This window comes from Vibrio sp. S234-5 (assembly GCF_000960595.1).
Classification (GTDB): Bacteria; Pseudomonadota; Gammaproteobacteria; order Enterobacterales; family Vibrionaceae; genus Vibrio.
In genome coordinates, this window is the sequence record NZ_JZAM01000209.1 from 12,321 (window position 1) to 31,788 (window position 19,468).

General features: G+C 49.0%; 17 protein-coding genes and 17 tRNA genes. 25 read left to right on the top strand and 9 right to left on the bottom strand.

The features are described from left to right. Positions 1–92: 92 nt before the first annotated feature. Together smrA and rluF are read left to right on the top strand one after the other, a co-directional pair. Positions 93–677: a DNA endonuclease SmrA gene (smrA, locus tag UF06_RS11725; RefSeq protein ID WP_045570624.1), complete on the top strand. Its 585-nt coding sequence runs from the start codon at positions 93–95 to the stop codon at positions 675–677. 105 nt (positions 678–782) lie between these two features. After that, a complete protein-coding gene (gene rluF, locus UF06_RS11730) occupies positions 783–1,829 on the top strand; it encodes a 23S rRNA pseudouridine(2604) synthase RluF (RefSeq protein WP_045570625.1) in 1,047 nt (348 codons plus the stop codon). Positions 1,830–1,889: 60 nt separating this feature from the next. Here the strand turns inward: rluF and ybaK are convergent, their stop codons facing one another. From ybaK to hemA, 8 genes are all read right to left on the bottom strand, one after another. Beyond that, positions 1,890–2,363 carry a Cys-tRNA(Pro) deacylase gene (gene ybaK / locus UF06_RS11735; protein WP_045570626.1) on the bottom strand — a complete coding sequence of 158 codons (474 nt, stop codon included), beginning with the start codon at positions 2,361–2,363 and terminating at the stop codon, positions 1,890–1,892. Positions 2,364–2,466: 103 nt separating this feature from the next. Beyond that, on the bottom strand, positions 2,467–4,128 hold the full coding sequence (ushA, locus tag UF06_RS11740) for a bifunctional UDP-sugar hydrolase/5'-nucleotidase UshA (protein ID WP_045570627.1): 1,662 nt from the start codon (positions 4,126–4,128) through the stop codon (positions 2,467–2,469). A gap of 325 nt (positions 4,129–4,453) precedes the next feature. Beyond that, positions 4,454–5,305, bottom strand: a complete 852-nt coding sequence (gene kdsA / locus UF06_RS11745; RefSeq protein ID WP_045570628.1) for a 3-deoxy-8-phosphooctulonate synthase — start codon at positions 5,303–5,305, stop codon at positions 4,454–4,456. Between the two features lie 18 nt (positions 5,306–5,323). Beyond that, the gene (locus UF06_RS11750) at positions 5,324–6,133 is read right to left on the bottom strand and encodes a SirB1 family protein (RefSeq protein ID WP_045570629.1); all 810 of its coding nucleotides are present in this window, start codon (positions 6,131–6,133) and stop codon (positions 5,324–5,326) included. A gap of 6 nt (positions 6,134–6,139) precedes the next feature. Then, positions 6,140–6,523 (bottom strand): SirB2 family protein, encoded by a 384-nt coding sequence (locus UF06_RS11755; protein ID WP_045570630.1) that lies wholly within the window; start codon positions 6,521–6,523, stop codon positions 6,140–6,142. 18 nt (positions 6,524–6,541) lie between these two features. Then, the gene (gene prmC, locus UF06_RS11760) at positions 6,542–7,408 is read right to left on the bottom strand and encodes a peptide chain release factor N(5)-glutamine methyltransferase (RefSeq protein WP_045570631.1); all 867 of its coding nucleotides are present in this window, start codon (positions 7,406–7,408) and stop codon (positions 6,542–6,544) included. A gap of 4 nt (positions 7,409–7,412) precedes the next feature. Then, entirely contained in the window at positions 7,413–8,501 is a 1,089-nt protein-coding gene (prfA, locus tag UF06_RS11765; protein WP_045570711.1) for a peptide chain release factor 1, read from the bottom strand. Positions 8,502–8,529: 28 nt separating this feature from the next. After that, complete coding sequence (gene hemA / locus UF06_RS11770; RefSeq protein WP_045570632.1) at positions 8,530–9,789, bottom strand: glutamyl-tRNA reductase; 1,260 nt, start codon at positions 9,787–9,789, stop codon at positions 8,530–8,532. 158 nt (positions 9,790–9,947) lie between these two features. Here hemA and lolB point away from each other — a divergent pair, with 158 nt between their 5' ends. From lolB to UF06_RS11880, 22 genes are all read left to right on the top strand, one after another. Beyond that, positions 9,948–10,559 carry a lipoprotein insertase outer membrane protein LolB gene (lolB, locus tag UF06_RS11775; RefSeq protein ID WP_045570633.1) on the top strand — a complete coding sequence of 204 codons (612 nt, stop codon included), beginning with the start codon at positions 9,948–9,950 and terminating at the stop codon, positions 10,557–10,559. Further along, complete coding sequence (ispE, locus tag UF06_RS11780; protein WP_045570634.1) at positions 10,556–11,428, top strand: 4-(cytidine 5'-diphospho)-2-C-methyl-D-erythritol kinase; 873 nt, start codon at positions 10,556–10,558, stop codon at positions 11,426–11,428. Before lolB ends, ispE begins: the two co-directional genes overlap by 4 nt. A gap of 29 nt (positions 11,429–11,457) precedes the next feature. Continuing rightward, a complete protein-coding gene (locus UF06_RS11785) occupies positions 11,458–12,405 on the top strand; it encodes a ribose-phosphate pyrophosphokinase (RefSeq protein ID WP_045570635.1) in 948 nt (315 codons plus the stop codon). A gap of 131 nt (positions 12,406–12,536) precedes the next feature. Continuing rightward, positions 12,537–13,127: an aminoacyl-tRNA hydrolase gene (pth, locus tag UF06_RS11790; RefSeq protein ID WP_045570636.1), complete on the top strand. Its 591-nt coding sequence runs from the start codon at positions 12,537–12,539 to the stop codon at positions 13,125–13,127. Positions 13,128–13,137: 10 nt separating this feature from the next. Further along, positions 13,138–14,229 (top strand): redox-regulated ATPase YchF, encoded by a 1,092-nt coding sequence (ychF, locus tag UF06_RS11795; RefSeq protein ID WP_045570637.1) that lies wholly within the window; start codon positions 13,138–13,140, stop codon positions 14,227–14,229. Between the two features lie 279 nt (positions 14,230–14,508). Continuing rightward, positions 14,509–14,585 (top strand) — tRNA-Met (locus UF06_RS11800). A 37-nt stretch (positions 14,586–14,622) separates the two neighbouring features. Further along, positions 14,623–14,707 (top strand) — tRNA-Leu (locus UF06_RS11805). Positions 14,708–14,733: 26 nt separating this feature from the next. Further along, positions 14,734–14,808, top strand: a tRNA-Gln gene (locus UF06_RS11810). Between the two features lie 76 nt (positions 14,809–14,884). Further along, a tRNA-Met gene (locus UF06_RS11815) sits at positions 14,885–14,961 on the top strand. A 22-nt stretch (positions 14,962–14,983) separates the two neighbouring features. Further along, a tRNA-Leu gene (locus UF06_RS11820) sits at positions 14,984–15,070 on the top strand. Positions 15,071–15,088: 18 nt separating this feature from the next. Then, positions 15,089–15,173, top strand: a tRNA-Leu gene (locus tag UF06_RS11825). Positions 15,174–15,199: 26 nt separating this feature from the next. Continuing rightward, positions 15,200–15,274: transfer RNA gene (locus tag UF06_RS11830), tRNA-Gln, on the top strand. Between the two features lie 45 nt (positions 15,275–15,319). Beyond that, a tRNA-Leu gene (locus tag UF06_RS11835) sits at positions 15,320–15,404 on the top strand. 22 nt (positions 15,405–15,426) lie between these two features. Next, positions 15,427–15,503: transfer RNA gene (locus UF06_RS11840), tRNA-Met, on the top strand. Between the two features lie 21 nt (positions 15,504–15,524). Next, positions 15,525–15,611, top strand: a tRNA-Leu gene (locus UF06_RS11845). Between the two features lie 18 nt (positions 15,612–15,629). After that, positions 15,630–15,714 (top strand) — tRNA-Leu (locus UF06_RS11850). A 26-nt stretch (positions 15,715–15,740) separates the two neighbouring features. Beyond that, positions 15,741–15,815: transfer RNA gene (locus tag UF06_RS11855), tRNA-Gln, on the top strand. Between the two features lie 44 nt (positions 15,816–15,859). Beyond that, positions 15,860–15,944: transfer RNA gene (locus UF06_RS11860), tRNA-Leu, on the top strand. Positions 15,945–15,972: 28 nt separating this feature from the next. Beyond that, a tRNA-Gln gene (locus UF06_RS11865) sits at positions 15,973–16,047 on the top strand. 44 nt (positions 16,048–16,091) lie between these two features. Next, positions 16,092–16,176: transfer RNA gene (locus tag UF06_RS11870), tRNA-Leu, on the top strand. A 26-nt stretch (positions 16,177–16,202) separates the two neighbouring features. After that, positions 16,203–16,277: transfer RNA gene (locus UF06_RS11875), tRNA-Gln, on the top strand. 45 nt (positions 16,278–16,322) lie between these two features. Continuing rightward, positions 16,323–16,407: transfer RNA gene (locus UF06_RS11880), tRNA-Leu, on the top strand. A 122-nt stretch (positions 16,408–16,529) separates the two neighbouring features. Here UF06_RS11880 and UF06_RS11885 read toward each other — a convergent pair. Then, positions 16,530–17,678, bottom strand: coding sequence for a 2-octaprenyl-3-methyl-6-methoxy-1,4-benzoquinol hydroxylase (locus tag UF06_RS11885; protein ID WP_045570712.1), 1,149 nt, complete (start codon positions 17,676–17,678; stop codon positions 16,530–16,532). Positions 17,679–17,983: 305 nt separating this feature from the next. On the opposite strand from UF06_RS11885, the gene miaB reads away from it, so the two are divergent. Further along, complete coding sequence (gene miaB / locus UF06_RS11890; RefSeq protein WP_045570638.1) at positions 17,984–19,408, top strand: tRNA (N6-isopentenyl adenosine(37)-C2)-methylthiotransferase MiaB; 1,425 nt, start codon at positions 17,984–17,986, stop codon at positions 19,406–19,408. Positions 19,409–19,468 lie beyond the last annotated feature (60 nt).

Genomic DNA, 19,468 nt, shown 5'->3' on the forward strand with positions numbered 1-19,468 from the left:
GCCTGTTCCGGTTTTTTATTTACAGTTTGATCGTTTTACCTCTTCCGTTGGTATACTTCTGCAATCTTTCCGTTAGCTATTGAGATGCCGTTATGTCTCACGAAGATGATCTTGATCTGTTCCAACAGATGATGGGCGACGTAAAACCCATTTTCCACGACACCACCGAACATAAAAGAGCCCATCGCGCTTCAGAAGCCCAACTCGCCAGAAGAGAAGCCGCTATTTGGCTTGCGCAAGATAATCCTGAACATTTAAGTATTGACCATGCTGAGATGCTAAAACCCGACGACATCCTTGAATACAAACAAGATGGTGTACAAGATGGGGTTTACCGCAAGTTACGTTTAGGCAAATATCCCTTGCAAGCCCGACTTGATCTACACAAAAAGTCCATCAAGGAAGCTCGTGATGAACTGGCATCCTTCCTGAAGCAATGCATGCAGATGGACATTCGCACTGTGGTCATCGCTCACGGCCGTGGCGAGCTTTCCAATCCACCAGCAAAAATGAAGAGCTTTGTCTGCGCTTGGTTAAAGCAGATCAAAGAGGTCCAATGCTTTCACAGTGCGCAGCGTTTTCATGGTGGAACAGGCGCGCTTTACGTGCTGCTACAAAAAAGTGCGGAGAAAAAGCTGGAAAATCGCGAGCGCCACATGAAGCGACTCGGCAGTTGAAAGTGGAATTGTGCTTTGTATCAACGCCAAACCTGCTACACTGTCGCCCCCCTGCTACTAAGCAGATCATACTGGATTTCCGTTGGGAAACGTTGAGAGAGTCATATGTCCGAAGAGAACGCAAAACGCTTAAACAAGTTCATTAGTGAAACGGGGTATTGCTCGCGCCGCGAGGCCGATAAGCTAATTGAGCAAGGCCGTGTCACGATTAATGGCCAGCAGCCAGAAATGGGTACCAAAGTCCTCCCTGGTGACGATGTTTGTGTCGATGGCACACCACTGCAAGCCAAAGAACGCCCGGTGTATATAGCGCTGAACAAACCAACCGGTATCACCTGTACGACCGAACGGGATATTCCGGGCAACATTGTGGATTTCATCGGCCATAAGAAACGCATCTTTCCAATCGGTCGCTTAGATAAGCCGTCTGACGGATTAATCTTCCTCACCAACGACGGCGATATCGTTAATAAAATCCTCCGTGCTGGGAATAACCACGAGAAAGAGTATGTGGTGCGTGTCGATAAACCTCTCAGCGACGAGTTCATTAAAGCGATGTCCAGCGGTGTGAACATTCTCGATACCGTAACCCTGCCGTGTAAAGTGACACGAGAAACCAAGTTTTCATTTCGTATTGTGCTGACTCAAGGGCTGAATCGGCAAATTCGCCGCATGTGTGAGGCACTGGGCTATGAGGTGTTTAAGCTGCGCCGTGTACGCATTATGAACATCACGTTAGATGGCATTCCCAACGGTAAATGGCGTTACTTAACCGACCAAGAGGTTGCCGAGATCTTGGCGATGTGTGAAGACTCGGTAGGGACCGAAGAAGCTTCTCGCCTCGCTAAAGGCAAACGCATCCGTAAAGCAACCGACGCCAAGTTGTTTGACAGTCGCGAAGAAAATCAAGCTTCAACGGCAAGACGCAATCAAAAAGCGAAAACCTTCCGCGGGCACAATGCCGATGAGTTTCGACATGCGCCAAACTCGAAAAAAGGTCAGCAAAAACGCGGCCAACAAGAAGGCAAAGCGGCTCACGCTCAAGAGCGCGACAAGAAACCGAGCTCAACAGCCAACAAAACCCGCTATGATAATCCGAACGCAGCGAAACCAGCCAAACCTTCAAACGGCACCTTGAGTTTGAAAAAATAACTGAATCAAATCATGTCGATAGATCGAAAAGGACGCAAACGCGTCCTTTTTCATTGAGAGTCACAGACAAAGCTCGGCAAACTGCCCGCGAGTTAGCGCCAGTAAATCCCGTGGCGCCAGTTCAATTTCTAGGCCACGTTTACCGGCGCTGACGCAAATAGTGTTTTGTGGCTCAGCGCTAGAGTGCAAAAAAGTCGGCAACGCTTTCTTTTGTCCGAGCGGGCTAATCCCACCAACCACGTAACCAGTGATTTTTTGTGCGACCTCAGGATCGGCCATGTCGGCCTTTTTGGCGTTGGCCGCTTTGGCAGCAAGCTTAAGGTTAAGTTTCTGATCGACAGGAATAATCGCGACAGCGAGATTTTTCGCTTCTCCATTCAGGCAAAACAGCAAAGTTTTAAATACTTTCTTCGGATCTTGGCCAAGCACTTGCGCGGCTTCTAATCCATAACTGGTCGCACGCGGGTCATGTTGATATTCGTGAATGGTGTGGGCAATTTTCTTCTTTTTCGCCAAATTGATCGCCGGTGTCATGGTTTTCTCCACTACAAACAAAAAGCGCTGCTCCCGATTTGGGAAACAGCGCTTTTAGTTAAAAAGATCAGTGCGTTTGAGTCAAACGCTTTCTGAGGGAGAATTACTTGTAAACAATCTCACCCGCTGAGGCAAACTTGTTGACATCGATTGGACTGTTCTTCTCCATGAAATCTTTCAGTACTTCCGCATCCACAAAGCCAGTATTGACGTAACCTGGGTGATCGCTCACTTTTGGATAGCCATCACCACCTGCCGCGTTGTAGCTTGGGATAGTGAAACGATAAGTTTGGTCAAGACGCAGCTGCTGACCGCGGATGAATACGTCAGCGACTTTGTCTTTGTATACTGTCATTGAAATGCCAGCAAACTGAGCATAAGCACCTGAATCAACGGGTTTTGTCGCAACAACGTTCAGGTAATCAAGCACTTCTTTGCCGCTCATGTCAACGTAAGTCACGATGTTGCCAAATGGCTGTACGGTCAGTACATCTTTGTAAGTGACTTCGCCCGCTTCAATCGAGTCACGCACACCACCGGAGTTCATCACAGCAAAATCGGCTTTCGCGCGATCCATGTGCGCGGCAGCAATCAGACGGCCTAGGTTAGTTTGCTTGAAACGAACGACGTTACGGTCACCTTCCAACTTACCGTTAGTTTCAGCAATTTTCACGTTCAGTTGTGCTTGACCTTGCTCTTGGTAAGGACGCAGGAACTCAAGCATCGCGTCGTCTTCTTTGATTTCGGATTCAATGAAGACACGCTGGCTCTTGCCATTCACATCCACTTTCTTTTTCAGGTTCACAGGAATCAGATCGTAGCTCACCATTCTCAGTTCACCGTTACGGAACTCATAGTCGGCACGACCAACGTATTTACCCCACTCGTGCGCTTGAACAATGTAAGTGCCGTTTTGTTGATCAGGCTTACACTCATCGGATGGTTTGTAGTTTTTCGTCACCACATTCGGTGCTTCCATACACACTGGCTCTTGAGAGTGACCGCCCACGATCATATCCAAATCACCTTCATTGAGGTAACGTGCAAGAGCAACATCGCCCGGCGCGTTGATGCCGCGTTTGCCATCTTCATAGTGACCCATGTGCGTCACGGCAAAGATCAGATCCGGTTTTTCCGTCTCTTGTAGCTCCGCAATCAGCTTTTTCGCTTCTTCTTTCGGATCACGGAAATCGATGCCACCGATAAACTCAGGGTTGCCCAGTTTTGCCGTATCTTCGGTCGTCAGACCGATAACCGCAATTTTGATGCCTTGTTTGTTGAACATTTGGTAAGCCTGGAACATCCGCTCACCCGTTTTCTTGTCGTAGATGTTGGCAGAAAGCATGGGGAAGTTCGCCCACTCTTTCTGTTTCATCAGTACGTCGATTGGGTTGTCGAACTCGTGGTTACCCAGTGCCATCGCGTCGTAACCAATTTTGCTCATGCCTTTGAAATCTGGCTCTGCATCTTGGAGATCCGATTCTGGTACACCAGTGTTAATGTCACCGCCTGACAGCAGCAGCACACTGCCGCCTTCCGCCTGAATTTCAGTACGTAGCTCATCAATCAGAGTCTTACGGGCTGCCATGCCATACTCACCGTATTTGTTTTGCCAAAAACGACCGTGATGGTCATTGGTGTGCAAAACCGTCAGTTTGTAGCTCTTGTCCGTTTGCCACTCCTGAGTAGGCTGAGTAGCACAACCCGCCAGAGTAGCCAGAATTGCTGCGCTTAGCGCGGTTTTTAAAATCAGGCGTTGTTTCATTGTCATACCTTTTGAACGAATAGGATTCCACTGCCAATATCTATCGATTGAAAAAACACACTCGCCGCAGGTTAAGCGCATTCAACCGATAAAATTTGATACAGTTTAAATTAACTGGACCAACCATTCAGAGCGTTTTCAAATTTATGTTGCATTGATCACCATAAAATCCATTCCTCGGTGCAATAACCTCGAGTAGTTACACTTTGAAAACGAATAGGATCACAGGCAAACGTTTCACTTTTTCACCGCTATTTCACGGCTAATATGTAATTTATCAGCCAAGCGATAAGAAAAAGGCCAGTCGATGACTGGCCTAGTATAATTATTTGATGTCTATCGATGGGAAGCTTTTCACCAAGTCATCCAACGCTTTCATTTGGGCGAGGAAAGGCTCAAGCTTATCCAGCGGCAATGCCGATGGACCATCACATCTTGCTTTGTCTGGATTTGGATGCGCTTCGATAAATAGGCCAGCAATACCAGTCGCCAAGCCCGCTTTGGCCAGTTCAACGGTCTGTTCACGACGACCACCAGAAGCGGCGCCCGATGGGTCGCGCATTTGCAGTGAGTGCGTCACGTCAAAAATGATTGGACTGCCTTTTGAGGCGTTTTTCATCACGCCAAAGCCGAGCATATCCACCACAAGATTGTCGTAGCCATGGCAAGAGCCGCGTTCACAGAGAATGATTTTGTCGTTGCCACACTCGGCAAACTTCTCAACGATGTTACCCACTTGACCCGGACTCATAAATTGCGGCTTCTTGACGTTGATCACCGCGCCCGTTTTGGCCATCGCTTCAACCAGGTCAGTTTGACGAGCAAGAAATGCGGGCAACTGGATAACGTCCACCACGTCGGCGACTGGCTGAGCTTGTGCTTCGGTGTGAACGTCAGTAATGATCTTCACGCCAAACGTGTCTTTGAGCTCTTGGAAGATTTTCATCCCTTCTTCGAGGCCTGGGCCACGGTAAGAGTGAACCGAGCTGCGGTTTGCCTTATCAAAAGAGGCTTTGAACACGTAAGGAATACCCAGCTTGTCTGTCACTTTGACGTAGTGTTCACAGATCTGCATGGCAAGATCACGGGATTCAAGCACGTTCATACCAGCAAACAGGGTAAACGGCTTGTCGTTCGCAACTTGAATGTCGCCAACGTGAACGATTTTTTGTTCCATTTCTTTATCTCATATTCATTAATGTAGAGTGACCTGTTTGCCACTCATGACGTTAACTTGTTTTTTTAACAGTTCGGCCGCCGGATCATCTGGGCACTGGTCGATAAAATATTGAAAATCCGACAGAGCAACCTGATGACAATCCAGTTGCTGGTAGATAAACCCACGGTCACGGATTTCATAAGGATCATCCGGCACGAACGTCAAAGCTAAGTTAGTGCAACGCAATGCCAAGGTGTAACGCTCTTCGCGCAGCAATGCGCTTTTCAACAACGCTAACCAGCGGCCAATCACCGTTGGATTATCGGAAACCGCGAGATGTTCCGGTTTCAGTTTCGCCAAAGGGCCATCATGGCCGATAAGCCAGGCGTGTAAAATGTGCTCGCCTACATACTCACCGTTAAACGGGTTGAGATAGCTGGTACTACCGTCGTACCAATCGGCGCGCAGTAAAAATTGCGTAGGGAAAGTGACACCTTGCAGGGCAAATCCGAGACGACGTCCTAAGTAGAGCAAGATAGCCCCTAAACTGACCGGGATGCCTTTGCGACGCTGCAACACTTTGTCAATAAAGCTGTTATCTGAGTCAAAATAGGCATCACGATCGCCGTGAAATCCCCACTCAGTGTAGAACAGGCGCAGAAACGCAACAAAACGGGCTTTTTCATCCCGTTCACAAACCAACGCCATTTCTGCTTCTTCAAACAAGCGCTGCAACTCGGCACGCGCCCAAAGTTCGTCTGTTTCAGGGTTAACCGCCTTGTTCAATTCCAAAGCGCCTTCCACCAACTCCATGTTGTCAAAGTCTTCGTCAAAGAATTCCAGCATCGGTTATTACCCAAAAAACAGAGGCGTTTTTGCTACCGCCAATTTACCTGCCATCGCCAGCCAACCTAGCGCGCCGAAAAATGAAAACGTGCGCAGCAGTTTGTTTTTGCCAAGTTTAAGCGCAAACAGACCCAGTGCGATGTACGCCAGCACACAGGTGATCTTTTCCGTCAGCCACATGTTGGCGGGAGTGAACGGAATAAAACCGGTGATCACAATCAAACCAATACCGGAGAGCAACAATAGGGAATCATTGATGTGGGGGAATCGCTTGAGAAACGGATGCTGCAACTTAGGCGAATCCATCATCATTAATGCATAACGGACAGAAAGCAGCAACGCACTGATGGCGATAGTGAGGAGATGAAAGTGTTTAAGAGTTTCGTACATAAAAATTCTCTTTTGTTTTTATTCGTCTGGCAGCCCTAAAAAGCGGCCCAGTGTGACGCGATCGTTGCCACCGTAATCCTTTTCAGTGACTACCTCATGGTATCCAAGAGATGACAATATGTGTTGCACCGCCGTCGCCTGATCGTAACCGTGTTCAAACATCAGCCAACCGTGTGGCAACAGATAGTGCCGAGCACACTGCGCGATGTGACGAATGTCGGCTAAACCCGCCTCATCCGCCACCAGCGCAGATTTCGGCTCAAAGCGCACATCCCCTTGAGAGAGATGTGGATCGTTAGCGTCAATATACGGTGGATTGGAGACAATAAGAGCAAACTTTGTGCCACTCTCCAAAGGATCAAACCAACTTCCCTGCAAAAATGAGACATTGCGAATGTTTAAAGCCTCGGCATTGCTTTGTGCAAGGTTTTTGGCTTCCTCTTGCAGATCAATGCCAACCACTTGGCGATGGGGGAGCTCTGAAGCTAAGGCCAAGGCAATTGCGCCAGTACCTGTGCCGAGATCGAGGATTTTACCTGTCTGTTGAGCGGTTTTTTCCAATGCCAACTCAACCAATCGCTCCGTATCAGGCCTTGGGATCAAGGTGGCACTAGACACTTTCAGCGGCAAGGACCAAAACTCACGCTCACCGACAATATAGGCAATCGGCTCGCCGGCTAAACGGCGCTCAATCAGTTGAGAAAATTGCTGCTGCTGCACCGTAGTGAGCGCCTTCTCAGGCCAAGTCAGCAAATAACTGCGCGGCTTTTGTAATACATGACAAAGTAGCACCGAGGCATCTAGCGACGGCGATTCTTTGCCAGCGGCTGAAAACTGCGATGCCGCCTGTTTTAAAGCGGCATCAAGGGTTAACACATCAGGCATCGGTTTATTGGTTCTCAGCCAGTGCGGCAAGTTGGTCGGCTTGGTGTTCTTGAATCACAGGATCAATCAAGGATTGCAGATCGCCTTCCATCACTTCTGACAAGCGGTAAACCGTCAGGTTGATGCGATGATCAGACACACGGCCTTGCGGGTAGTTATAGGTACGAATGCGGTCACTGCGATCACCAGAGCCAAGCAGGTTACGGCGCGTGTCAGAGATTTCCGCTGCACGTTTGGCTTCTTCGGCCTGAACAATACGCGCCGCCAGAACCGCCATCGCTTTGGCTTTGTTCTTATGCTGTGAGCGCTCGTCCTGACATTCCACCACAATTCCGGTGGGTAAGTGAGTAATACGGATCGCCGAATCGGTGGTGTTGACGTGCTGACCACCCGCGCCCGACGAACGGAAGGTGTCAATTTTCAGATCCGCGGTACGGATTTCAGGAATTTCCGCTTCTGGAATTTCCGCCATCACCGCAACGGTACACGCCGAGGTGTGCACTCGACCTTGAGACTCGGTCGCAGGCACGCGCTGCACACGGTGACCGCCAGACTCAAATTTCAGAATACCGTAGGCGCCATCGCCGTTCACTTTCGCAATCATCTCTTTGTAACCGCCGTGTTCGGCTTCGTTGGATGACATCACTTCGATGCGCCAGCCACGTTTTTCTGCAAACTTGCTGTACATACGGAACAGATCGCCAGCGAAAATGCCCGCTTCATCGCCACCCGCGCCTGCGCGGATTTCAAGGAAACAGTTGCGGTCATCATTAGGGTTTTTGGGCAGCAACAAGATTTGCAGCTCATCGGCCAAACGTTCAATCGCCGCTTTCGCAACTTTGATCTCGTCTTGAGCCATTTCACGCATTTCAGCGTCGTCTTCTTTGGCCATTTCCTCCGCGGCGATCAAATCTTCCTGCGCTTGCTGATAAGCCTGAAAGCACTTAGTTACCTCTTCCAACTGAGAATACTCTTTGGACAGAGCACGGAATTTATCCTGGTCGCCAATGACACCAGGATCACCAAGAAGGTGCTGAACTTCTTCATAACGTTCAACCAGCATTTCCAGCTTGGTCAGAATTGAGGCTTTCATCATTTATTTATCTTACTGATCGATAGGATTACTTCAGATCATCCAAACCAAGACTTTGGCGGATAACCGTTAATTTCGCGGGTTCACCCTGCTCTGCTGCCAATTGTAGCGCACGAGTGGGGGCGTGAATGAGTTTATTTGTCAGTCTATTACTCAGCTCTCTGAGTACTTTTTCGGCATCGGCGCCACCAGCAAGAGCCTGTAAGCTTTTGCTAAGCAGCTCTTCGCGAATTGCCTCGGCCGACTGCCGGTATTCGCGGATGCTATCGACCGCTTGCAGCGAACGCAGCCAACTCATAAACGCGGCGCTCTCTTCTGAAACAATCGCCTCGGCTTGAATCGCTTCGACTTTGCGCTGCTCAATATTGCTGTCGATGATGGATTGCAAATCGTCCACCGAATACAAATAGGCATCACTTAAGTCACCCACTTGGGCTTCTACATCACGCGGCACCGCGATATCCACCAATAACATCGGCTGGTAGCGGCGCTGTTTCAGTGCGGTTTCCACCATACCTTTGCCGATGATCGGCAGTGGACTTGCCGTGGAGCTGATCACGATGTCGGCTTTGGGTAAATGGTGGGGGATTTCTGGCAAACCAATCACCTCTGCGCCAAACTGCTCAGCGAGATTCATTGCTCTTTCGCGGGTTCGGTTGGCCACAATCATTTTAGTGCAGCCGTTGGCTTGTAAATGTTTGGCCACCAGTTCAATTGTCTCGCCAGCACCGACCAACAATACTGTCGAATCGGCCAAGGATTCAAAAATGTGCTTTGCCAAGGTGCACGCCGCATACGCCACCGACACCGCATTACCACCGATATCCGTTTCTGTGCGCACTCGCTTTGCCACGGAAAAGGTTTTCTGGAACAATTTTTCCAGTGAGGCATCAACCGCCAATTGTTCACGAGAGTCAGAGTAGGCCTGCTTCACTTGACCAAGAATTTGTGGCTCACCAAGCACCAGAGAATCAAGGCCACAAGAGACACGCATCAGATGTTTGATCGCAGCTTGCTCTTCATACACATACAGGCTGGGTTTAAGCTCTTCCAAACTGACATGATGGAACTGACTGATCCATTCAACGACCTTATTCCTTGCGCCGGATCGAACATCACAGTACACCTCGGTCCGATTGCAGGTGGATAGGATCACACTGCCATTGACCGCTTCGTGCTGACTGAGTTGTTGCAGCGCATTGGCCAGTTTGTCTGGGCCAAACGCCACTTTTTCACGTAAGTCAACCGACGCTGTATTGTGATTTATGCCGATAACAAGCAAGGACATCGATAGTGCTTTCTCTGAACAGGACGGGAAATAGGAGGCGAATTTTACTTGATGACCGCGTTTATTAAAAGGGCAAGAGGGATTTGTTTTCCCTGCTTCGTGAGTTCAGTGCTATAGTTGTGCGCTCAATGACTTAAATCGAGCAGCAAGCCTACATTATGCGTTACCGAACTTACTTCTGGTTGATTCTTCTTCCGTTTCTTCTCACCGGTTGTATAACCCTTTCAGAACAACACACCAGCGTAGAGTGGCAAAGTCATCAAGCAAAATTAGCGCAGATCCACGCTTTCCAAGCTACCGGCAAGCTCGGTTACATCGCGCCTGACCAGCGACAAAATCTCAGTTTCTTGTGGAAACACAGCGACACCCACAGCAATTTACGCTTCACCACCTTTCTCGGCCAAACTGCATTAAACCTCACCATCACGCCAGACGGCGCGCAAGTCGAAACATATGACGACCAGATTTTAAGTGCCGAGAATGCCACCGCTTTGGTCTATCAACTGACAGGGTTAGTGATCCCAATTGAACAACTCCCTGGTTGGATGCTCGGTATGCCCGACGGTGCGGATGCGTATACACTCACTGAGCAAAATACCCTGCAAACGCTCGACAAAACCCTCGCTTCCCAACCGTGGCACATTGCCTACAGCCAGTATCGTGACACGCCATTTGGCTCCAACGTCATTCCACTGCCTGCCAAACTGAGCCTCACTCAGAATAAGATCAAACTGAATATTGTTGTGACTAAGTGGACTCTGCAACCATGATTAATCGCACTACTTGTTGGCCCTCACCCGCCAAACTCAATCTGTTTCTTTACATTAACGGCCGCACTGCCAATGGTTACCACGAACTGCAAACGCTGTTTCAGTTTCTAGACCACGGCGATGAGTTGAAAATCACCGCCAATGAAACGGGCAAAGTCACCATCAGCCCGGATATCGAAGGGCTTGCGCTGGAAGAGAACTTGATATGGAAATCAGCCACCGCGCTGCAAAAATATGCCCACTGCTCGCTGGGCGCACACATTGAACTGAATAAAATTTTACCGATGGGCGGTGGCATTGGCGGTGGCTCTTCCAACGCGGCTACCGCTTTGGTTGCGCTCAATTATCTTTGGCAACTTCATCTTTCTGACGATGAGCTTGCCGATATTGGCCTTAAATTGGGGGCTGACGTGCCGGTTTTTGTGCGCGGATTTGCCGCATTCGCTGAAGGTGTGGGCGAAAAACTTTCGCCAGCACATCCGAAAGAAAAGTGGTATCTCGTCGTCAGACCCAACGTGCATATTGCGACCGTAGATATTTTCACCCATCCTCAATTGACGAGAAATACACCGAAACGAGCACTGGCAACGCTTCTTGACAGTGACTACGGAAACGATTGCGAAAAAATTGTCCGAATGCTTTACCCAGAGGTTGATAAGCAACTTTCTTGGCTGCTACAATACGCGCCGTCAAGATTGACCGGCACGGGATCTTGCGTTTTTGCTGAATTTAACAGCAGGCCAGAAGCGGAATCTATCCTTGCCCAACTCTCTGACAATGTCTCGGCATTTGTCGCTCAAGGGCGCAATATTTCGCCATTAAAAGAGACGCTGGCTGAATATCTTTCAGCCTCACACCAATCTATTTAAAAACTGGACGCAACCCTGAGGTTTCCACCGTGCCTGATATGAAGCTATTTGCTGGTAACGCAACACCTGAACTAGCCCAACGTATTGCTGATCGTCTCTACATCTCTCTTGGTGACGCTACTGTTTCTCGCTTTTCTGATGGCGAAGTCGCTGTACAGATTAACGAAAATGTTCGTGGTAGTGATGTATTTATCATTCAATCTACTTGTGCGCCTACCAATGACAACCTGATGGAACTGGTCGTGATGATTGATGCAATGCGCCGCGCTTCAGCGGGCCGTATTACAGCAGTTATTCCTTACTTCGGCTACGCACGCCAAGACCGTCGCGTACGTTCTGCTCGTGTACCTATTACTGCAAAAGTGGTTGCAGATTTCCTGTCTAACGTTGGTGTTGACCGCGTTCTGACCATCGACCTGCACGCCGAACAAATTCAAGGCTTCTTCGATGTGCCAGTAGACAACATCTTCGGTACGCCTGTACTACTGGAAGACATGAAAGCGCGCGGACTTGAAGATCCTGTTGTGGTTTCACCGGATCTGGGTGGTGTTGTCCGAGCTCGTGCAACAGCAAAAGCACTCGGTGATATTGATATCGCTATCGTTGACAAGCGTCGTCCACGTGCCAACGTTTCTGAAGTGATGAACCTGATTGGTGATGTTGAAGGTCGTGATTGCGTGATCGTCGATGACATGATCGACACAGGCGGTACGCTGTGTAAAGCCGCAGAAGCGCTCAAAGAGCGTGGCGCAAAACGCGTTTTCGCTTACGCCACTCACGCGGTATTCTCTGGCAACGCGCCAAAGAACATCAAGAATTCTGTGTTGGATCAAGTCATTGTTACTGACTCCATCACGCTCAGCAAAGAGATGGCAGCAACAGGTAAAGTCACCCAACTGACTCTATCTGGCATGCTGGCAGAAGCGATTCGTCGTATCAGCAACGAAGAGTCTATCTCTGCGATGTTCAACCAGTAATTCTGGCTGCGCCTTATCCACAAAAACACCCCGCTCAGGGGTGTTTTTATTTGCAGCGACTCAACCTCGCCCACAGCAACTTTTCTGTGCTATCATACCGCGCTTTTGCAGATTCCAGAGAGATCCGAGCCTTGAGTCAACAGATCAAACTACTTGTCGGTCTTGCCAATCCAGGACCAGACTACGCCAAACCCCGCCATAATGCCGGGGCTTGGGTAGTAGAAGAGCTGGCACGCGTTCACAATGTGGTGCTGAAGAATGAAGCAAAATTCTTTGGCTTGACCGGACGCATCACGATGAACGGCCAAGATTTGCGTTTGCTGATCCCAACCACCTTTATGAATCTATCTGGCAAATCGATAGCTGCCGTTGCCAACTTCTATCAAGTCAGCGCGGAAGAGATCATGGTGGCGCACGATGAACTCGACCTACCGCCCGGTATTGCCAAGTTCAAAAAGGGTGGCGGTCACGGAGGACACAATGGCCTGCGCGACACCATCAGCAAGCTGGCTAACAACAAAGAATTTTACCGTCTGCGGATCGGCATCGGCCATCCCGGACACAAAGATAAAGTGGCAGGTTTTGTGCTGGGCAAGGCCCCAGCCAATGAGCAACAGCTCCTTGACGCGGCAGTGGATGAATCCGTTCGCTGCCTAGACATCCTTCTGAAAGAAGGTTTGTCTAAAGCACAAAATCGCCTCCACACGTTCAAAGCTGAATAAGGTTACAATCATGGGTTTTAAATGTGGCATCGTTGGTTTGCCAAACGTTGGTAAATCAACTCTGTTTAACGCACTCACCAAAGCAGGCATTGAAGCCGCTAACTTCCCGTTCTGTACTATCGAACCAAATACTGGCGTAGTACCGGTGCCGGACCTGCGCTTAGACGCATTGGCAGCCATTGTGAACCCACAGCGTGTTCTGCCTACCACGATGGAATTCGTTGATATTGCAGGTCTGGTTGCGGGCGCTTCACGCGGCGAAGGCCTTGGGAACAAATTCCTTGCCAACATCCGCGAAACGGACGCGATTGGTCACGTAGTACGTTGTTTTGAAAACGAAAATATCGTTCACGTTGCAGGTAAAGTCTCTCCTATCGAAGATATTGAAGTGATCAACCTTGAACTGGCAATGGCAGACCTTGACTCCTGTGAACGTGCCATTCAGCGCCAAGCGAAAAAAGCCAAAGGCGGCGATAAAGACGCCAAGTTTGAACTGACTGTGCTTGAAAAGCTGCTGCCTGTTCTGACTGAAGGCGGCTCTGCCCGTACGGTTGAACTGTCAAAAGAAGAGCAAGAGGCAGTGGGCTACCTTAACTTCCTAACGCTCAAACCAACCATGTACATTGCTAACGTCAATGAAGATGGCTTTGAAAACAATCCATACCTAGATGCAGTACGTGAGTTTGCAGCTAAAGAGAACAACGTAGTGGTTCCAGTTTGTGCAGCGATCGAATCCGAAATGGCGGAGCTGGAAGATGACGAACGCGCCGAGTTCTTGGCTGATATGGGCATTGAAGAACCGGGATTAAACCGCGTTATCCGTGCCGGTTACGAACTGCTCAACCTGCACACCTACTTCACCGCTGGTGTAAAAGAAGTGCGCGCTTGGACCATTCCTGTCGGTGCAACCGCACCAAAAGCTGCAGGCAAAATCCACACTGACTTCGAAAAAGGCTTTATTCGCGCGGAAGTGATCGGTTACGGCGATTTTATCGAATTCAAAGGTGAAAACGGTGCAAAAGATGCGGGTAAATGGCGTTTGGAAGGCAAAGAGTACATCGTCAAAGATGGTGATGTGGTTCACTTCCGTTTCAACGTGTAAACCTTAGCATAAAACGCATTCTTAGAACGCATTTCAGAGCCGACAAAAATGTCGGCTTTTTTCATTTAAACCCAGTAAGATCAAGTTAAGTCATTCAAAGCCAGCCACTTTGCTAGCAGTTTTCGATCACAAACACGCCTCTTTGTCTAAAAAGAAAGCGAACGATTGATTTGCCCGGATTTATTGCAAAAAACTATTGACGGTTGTCACTCAACTCCGCATAATGCGCCCCGTTCCCGACGCAACAGCAATGAAACGAAAGGGACAAAATATGGTAATGGCTACGTAGCTCAGTTGGTTAGAGCACATCACTCATAATGATGGGGTCACAGGTTCGAATCCCGTCGTAGCCACCATTCCTAAGTGTTTTTGCATAAAGCATTCAGGAATTGCGCGGAAGTGGCGAAATTGGTAGACGCACCAGATTTAGGTTCTGGCGCCGCAAGGTGTGAGAGTTCGAGTCTCTCCTTCCGCACCATAATTTGATAGTCAAACTATCACTGCAGGTCTATCGCCAAGCGGTAAGGCAACGGGTTTTGATCCCGTCATCCCCTGGTTCGAATCCAGGTAGACCTGCCACTATTTACAAGTGAAAACCACCGACAAGGGGTTGTCACTGAGCAAGAGAATCGTTATATTGTCTCGCTCGCAAGATGGCTACGTAGCTCAGTTGGTTAGAGCACATCACTCATAATGATGGGGTCACAGGTTCGAATCCCGTCGTAGCCACCATAATTTATAACTGTCTGATTTCGCGGTGGTGGCGGAATTGGTAGACGCGCTAGCTTCAGGTGCTAGTGTCCGTTAGGACGTGAGGGTTCAAGTCCCTCCCTCCGCACCAAATCAGATAAGTTAATATGCGGAAGTGGCGAAATTGGTAGACGCACCAGATTTAGGTTCTGGCGCCGCAAGGTGTGAGAGTTCGAGTCTCTCCTTCCGCACCATAATTTGATAGTCAAACTATCACTGCAGGTCTATCGCCAAGCGGTAAGGCAACGGGTTTTGATCCCGTCATTCCCTGGTTCGAATCCAGGTAGACCTGCCACTATATCGCTATTGAGATGATTATCTTGATTAGCAGACAATTTATGCGGAAGTGGCGAAATTGGTAGACGCACCAGATTTAGGTTCTGGCGCCGCAAGGTGTGAGAGTTCGAGTCTCTCCTTCCGCACCATAAATTGTTTCAGTTTTAGAGTGGCTACGTAGCTCAGTTGGTTAGAGCACATCACTCATAATGATGGGGTCACAGGTTCGAATCCCGTCGTAGCCACCATTTTTATAACTGTCTGATTTCGCGGTGGTGGCGGAATTGGTAGACGCGCTAGCTTCAGGTGCTAGTGTCCGTTAGGACGTGAGGGTTCAAGTCCCTCCCTCCGCACCAAGTCAGATAAGTTAATATGCGGAAGTGGCGAAATTGGTAGACGCACCAGATTTAGGTTCTGGCGCCGCAAGGTGTGAGAGTTCGAGTCTCTCCTTCCGCACCATAATTTGATAGTCAAACTATCACTGCAGGTCTATCGCCAAGCGGTAAGGCAACGGGTTTTGATCCCGTCATTCCCTGGTTCGAATCCAGGTAGACCTGCCACTATATCGCTGTTGAGATTCAATTCTTAATAGTAAAAAATTTGTGCGGAAGTGGCGAAATTGGTAGACGCACCAGATTTAGGTTCTGGCGCCGCAAGGTGTGAGAGTTCGAGTCTCTCCTTCCGCACCATAGTTTTGATAGCACTGGCTGTCTCTGCAGGTCTATCGCCAAGCGGTAAGGCAACGGGTTTTGATCCCGTCATTCCCTGGTTCGAATCCAGGTAGACCTGCCACTATATCGCTGTTGAGATTCAATTCTTAATAGTAAAAAATTTGTGCGGAAGTGGCGAAATTGGTAGACGCACCAGATTTAGGTTCTGGCGCCGCAAGGTGTGAGAGTTCGAGTCTCTCCTTCCGCACCATCATTTGATAGTCATGCTGTCTCTGCAGGTCTATCGCCAAGCGGTAAGGCAACGGGTTTTGATCCCGTCATTCCCTGGTTCGAATCCAGGTAGACCTGCCACTATATCGCTGTTGAGATTCAATTCTTAATAGTAAAAAAATTTGTGCGGAAGTGGCGAAATTGGTAGACGCACCAGATTTAGGTTCTGGCGCCGCAAGGTGTGAGAGTTCGAGTCTCTCCTTCCGCACCATAAACATTAAACCCAGCTTTGGCTGGGTTTTGTTTTATCTAAGCATCCCAAATATCTTTCGATTCCTCATAAGAAAGCGAGCCCAAACAAGCTCGCTTCCTGAATAAAAAATAACGTGTTCTTTATAGCCCTAATGCGTATTTCAGCACTTGCTGCTTGATTGGCCCAGAATGTTCAGCCAGCTTCAACGCGGCATTACGGGCAAATTTCAATGGCGTAAGATCGTTGCTAAACCCTTTATAGAACAGATCCATCCCCGTTTGCATCAGTAGATTATCGGCACGACGCGCGGATTGATATTGCTTTTGCGCTTGCAAGGTCAATGGTTTGCCATCACAGACCTTAAGCAGTTGTTCGACATCTTTAAAACCTAAATTAACCCCTTGTCCGGCAAGCGGATTAATGGTGTGAGCCGCATCGCCAACAAGCAGACAGTTGTTCTTGGCATAGCTTTGCGCGTGTCGACGAGTCAGCGGGAACGTCCCCCAACGTAATACGTTGATCTCGCCCAACTCGCCAGGAAAATGAGCGAGAATTTCTTGCTTAAGCAGCTCCGCCGAGAGAGAAGAGAGCTTGCGAATCCGCTGCGGTGAGTCATACCACACCAGAGAAGCTTGGTTCCCACACAACGGTAAGAAAGAGCGAGGACCACTTGGGGCAAATTGCTGCCACGTGATGTCTTGCTGCGGCAGTGCAGTCTCCACGCTTATCAACATGCAATGCTGGCGATAATCCCAAGCCGTCACACCAATGCCCGCCAAGCCACGAACTTTGGAGTGAGCCCCATCGGCACCAATGACCCAATCAGCCTCAACCTGCAGGCCACTTTCCAGTGTTAACAGGTTAGTTTGCATAAACTGGATGCTTTGCAGACGTTCTGGGCACAGCAGCGTCAAATTGTCATAATGAGCAAACTCTTGCCATAAACCCAATTGAATCAAACGGTTTTCAACAATAAAACCCAACTGTTCTAGCTGCAGCGCATCACTGTGAAAACGTGTGCGACACTCAGGGTGCTCCCATGTTTCAAGGCGCTTGTAAGGACAAACACGCATCGCCTTAATGTGCTGCCAAGCGCCGAGAGTCTCGAGCAGGCGCACCGAATTATGCGAGATGGCGGAAACACGGATATCCATAGCCTGCTGCGGGAAAAACGCCTCAGGCACAGCGCTGTCTATCACCAGTACACTGCGGCCTTGCTTGGCAAAACCAATCGCAACCGCGGCACCTACCATGCCTCCACCGATAACAGCGATGTCATATTTGTTCATTTGCTTCTCTTGATCATCTTGATTCACAGACGGTTTTTCATTGTACGTTTTGCCGCGGCATATACGAAATACTTTGTCAAAAATGACCAAATGGAATGGATCGCCATCGCCTTTTTGTTGGTAAAAAACCTCACCATTTAAGAGGTGAAACCCTAGATTCCATCAGGCTTTGCAGAGAATTAGCCAGATGACTAGTCAGTCGGTTTTTAAAGCAGTACAATACGCCGCTTACCGCCGCGAGGGCGGCTATAATTTGAACATCCATAGTTCAACGTTTTTTCAGTATTAATACGAGCGAAAGTGAGATGAGTAAGAAACTGCTAATTAAGACCTGGGGTTGCCAGATGAACGAATACGATTCATCAAAAATGGCGGATCTGCTGAACGCAGCGAATGGCTACGAATTAACAGAAGAACCAGAAGAAGCTGATGTCTTACTCCTGAATACCTGTTCTATCCGTGAAAAAGCACAAGAGAAAGTATTCCACCAGCTTGGTCGTTGGAAAACGCTGAAAGACAAAAAACCAGGCGTAGTGATTGGCGTTGGTGGTTGTGTGGCGACTCAGGAAGGGGATCACATTCGCGATCGCGCCCCGTTTGTTGACGTCATTTTTGGCCCGCAAACCCTGCACCGTCTGCCTGAAATGATCAAACAATCACAAACCGAACATGCGCCAGTGATGGACATTTCTTTCCCTGAGATTGAGAAATTCGACCGCCTACCAGAGCCTCGTGCGGAAGGCGCTAGCGCCTTCGTTTCCATCATGGAAGGCTGTTCTAAATACTGTACTTACTGCGTGGTGCCCTACACCCGTGGTGAGGAAGTAAGCCGTCCGATGGACGACGTACTTTATGAAATCGCCCAACTCGCTGAGCAAGGTGTACGCGAAGTGAACCTGCTTGGGCAGAACGTGAACGCCTACCGTGGACCAATGCACGATGGCGAAATCTGCTCGTTTGCTCAGTTACTGCGTTTAGTCGCCTCGATTGACGGCATTGACCGCATTCGCTTTACCACCAGCCACCCGCTGGAATTTACTGACGACATCATCGCAGTTTACGAAGACACCCCTGAACTGGTGAGCTTCCTGCATTTGCCAGTACAAAGCGGCAGCGACCGTATTCTGACCATGATGAAACGCCCACACACGGCCATTGAATACAAGTCGATCATCCGTAAACTGCGTAAAGCACGCCCTGACATTCAAATCAGTTCGGACTTCATTGTCGGATTCCCTGGTGAAAGCGACAAAGATTTCCAAGACACAATGAAACTGATCCGCGAGGTCGATTTTGATATGAGCTTTAGCTTTATCTTCTCACCTCGCCCAGGGACGCCAGCGGCCGACTACCCTTGTGAACTGTCGGAAGAGACCAAAAAAGAGCGTTTGTACGAACTGCAGCAACAGATCAATACACAAGCAATGCGCTATTCTCGCCTGATGATGGGAACAGAACAGCGTATTCTAGTCGAAGGCCCGTCGAAGAAAAATTTGATGGAACTGCGTGGTCGTACCGAAAACAACCGCGTGGTCAATTTCGAAGGCAGCGCTGACCTGATTGGCCAATTTGTCGATGTGAAGATCGTCGACGTTTTCCCGAACTCTCTGCGTGGTGAGTTGATTCGTACCGAAAAAGAGATGAATCTGCGCAGTGTTATTTCTCCAACCCAAATGATGGCGAAAACCCGCCGTGAAGATGAGCTGGGTGTAACAACTTTTACGCCTTAAGCTTATAGAAACCGCCATAGGGGATCTGGTCGTTATCAGGTCCCCGAAAGTGGCCGTAAT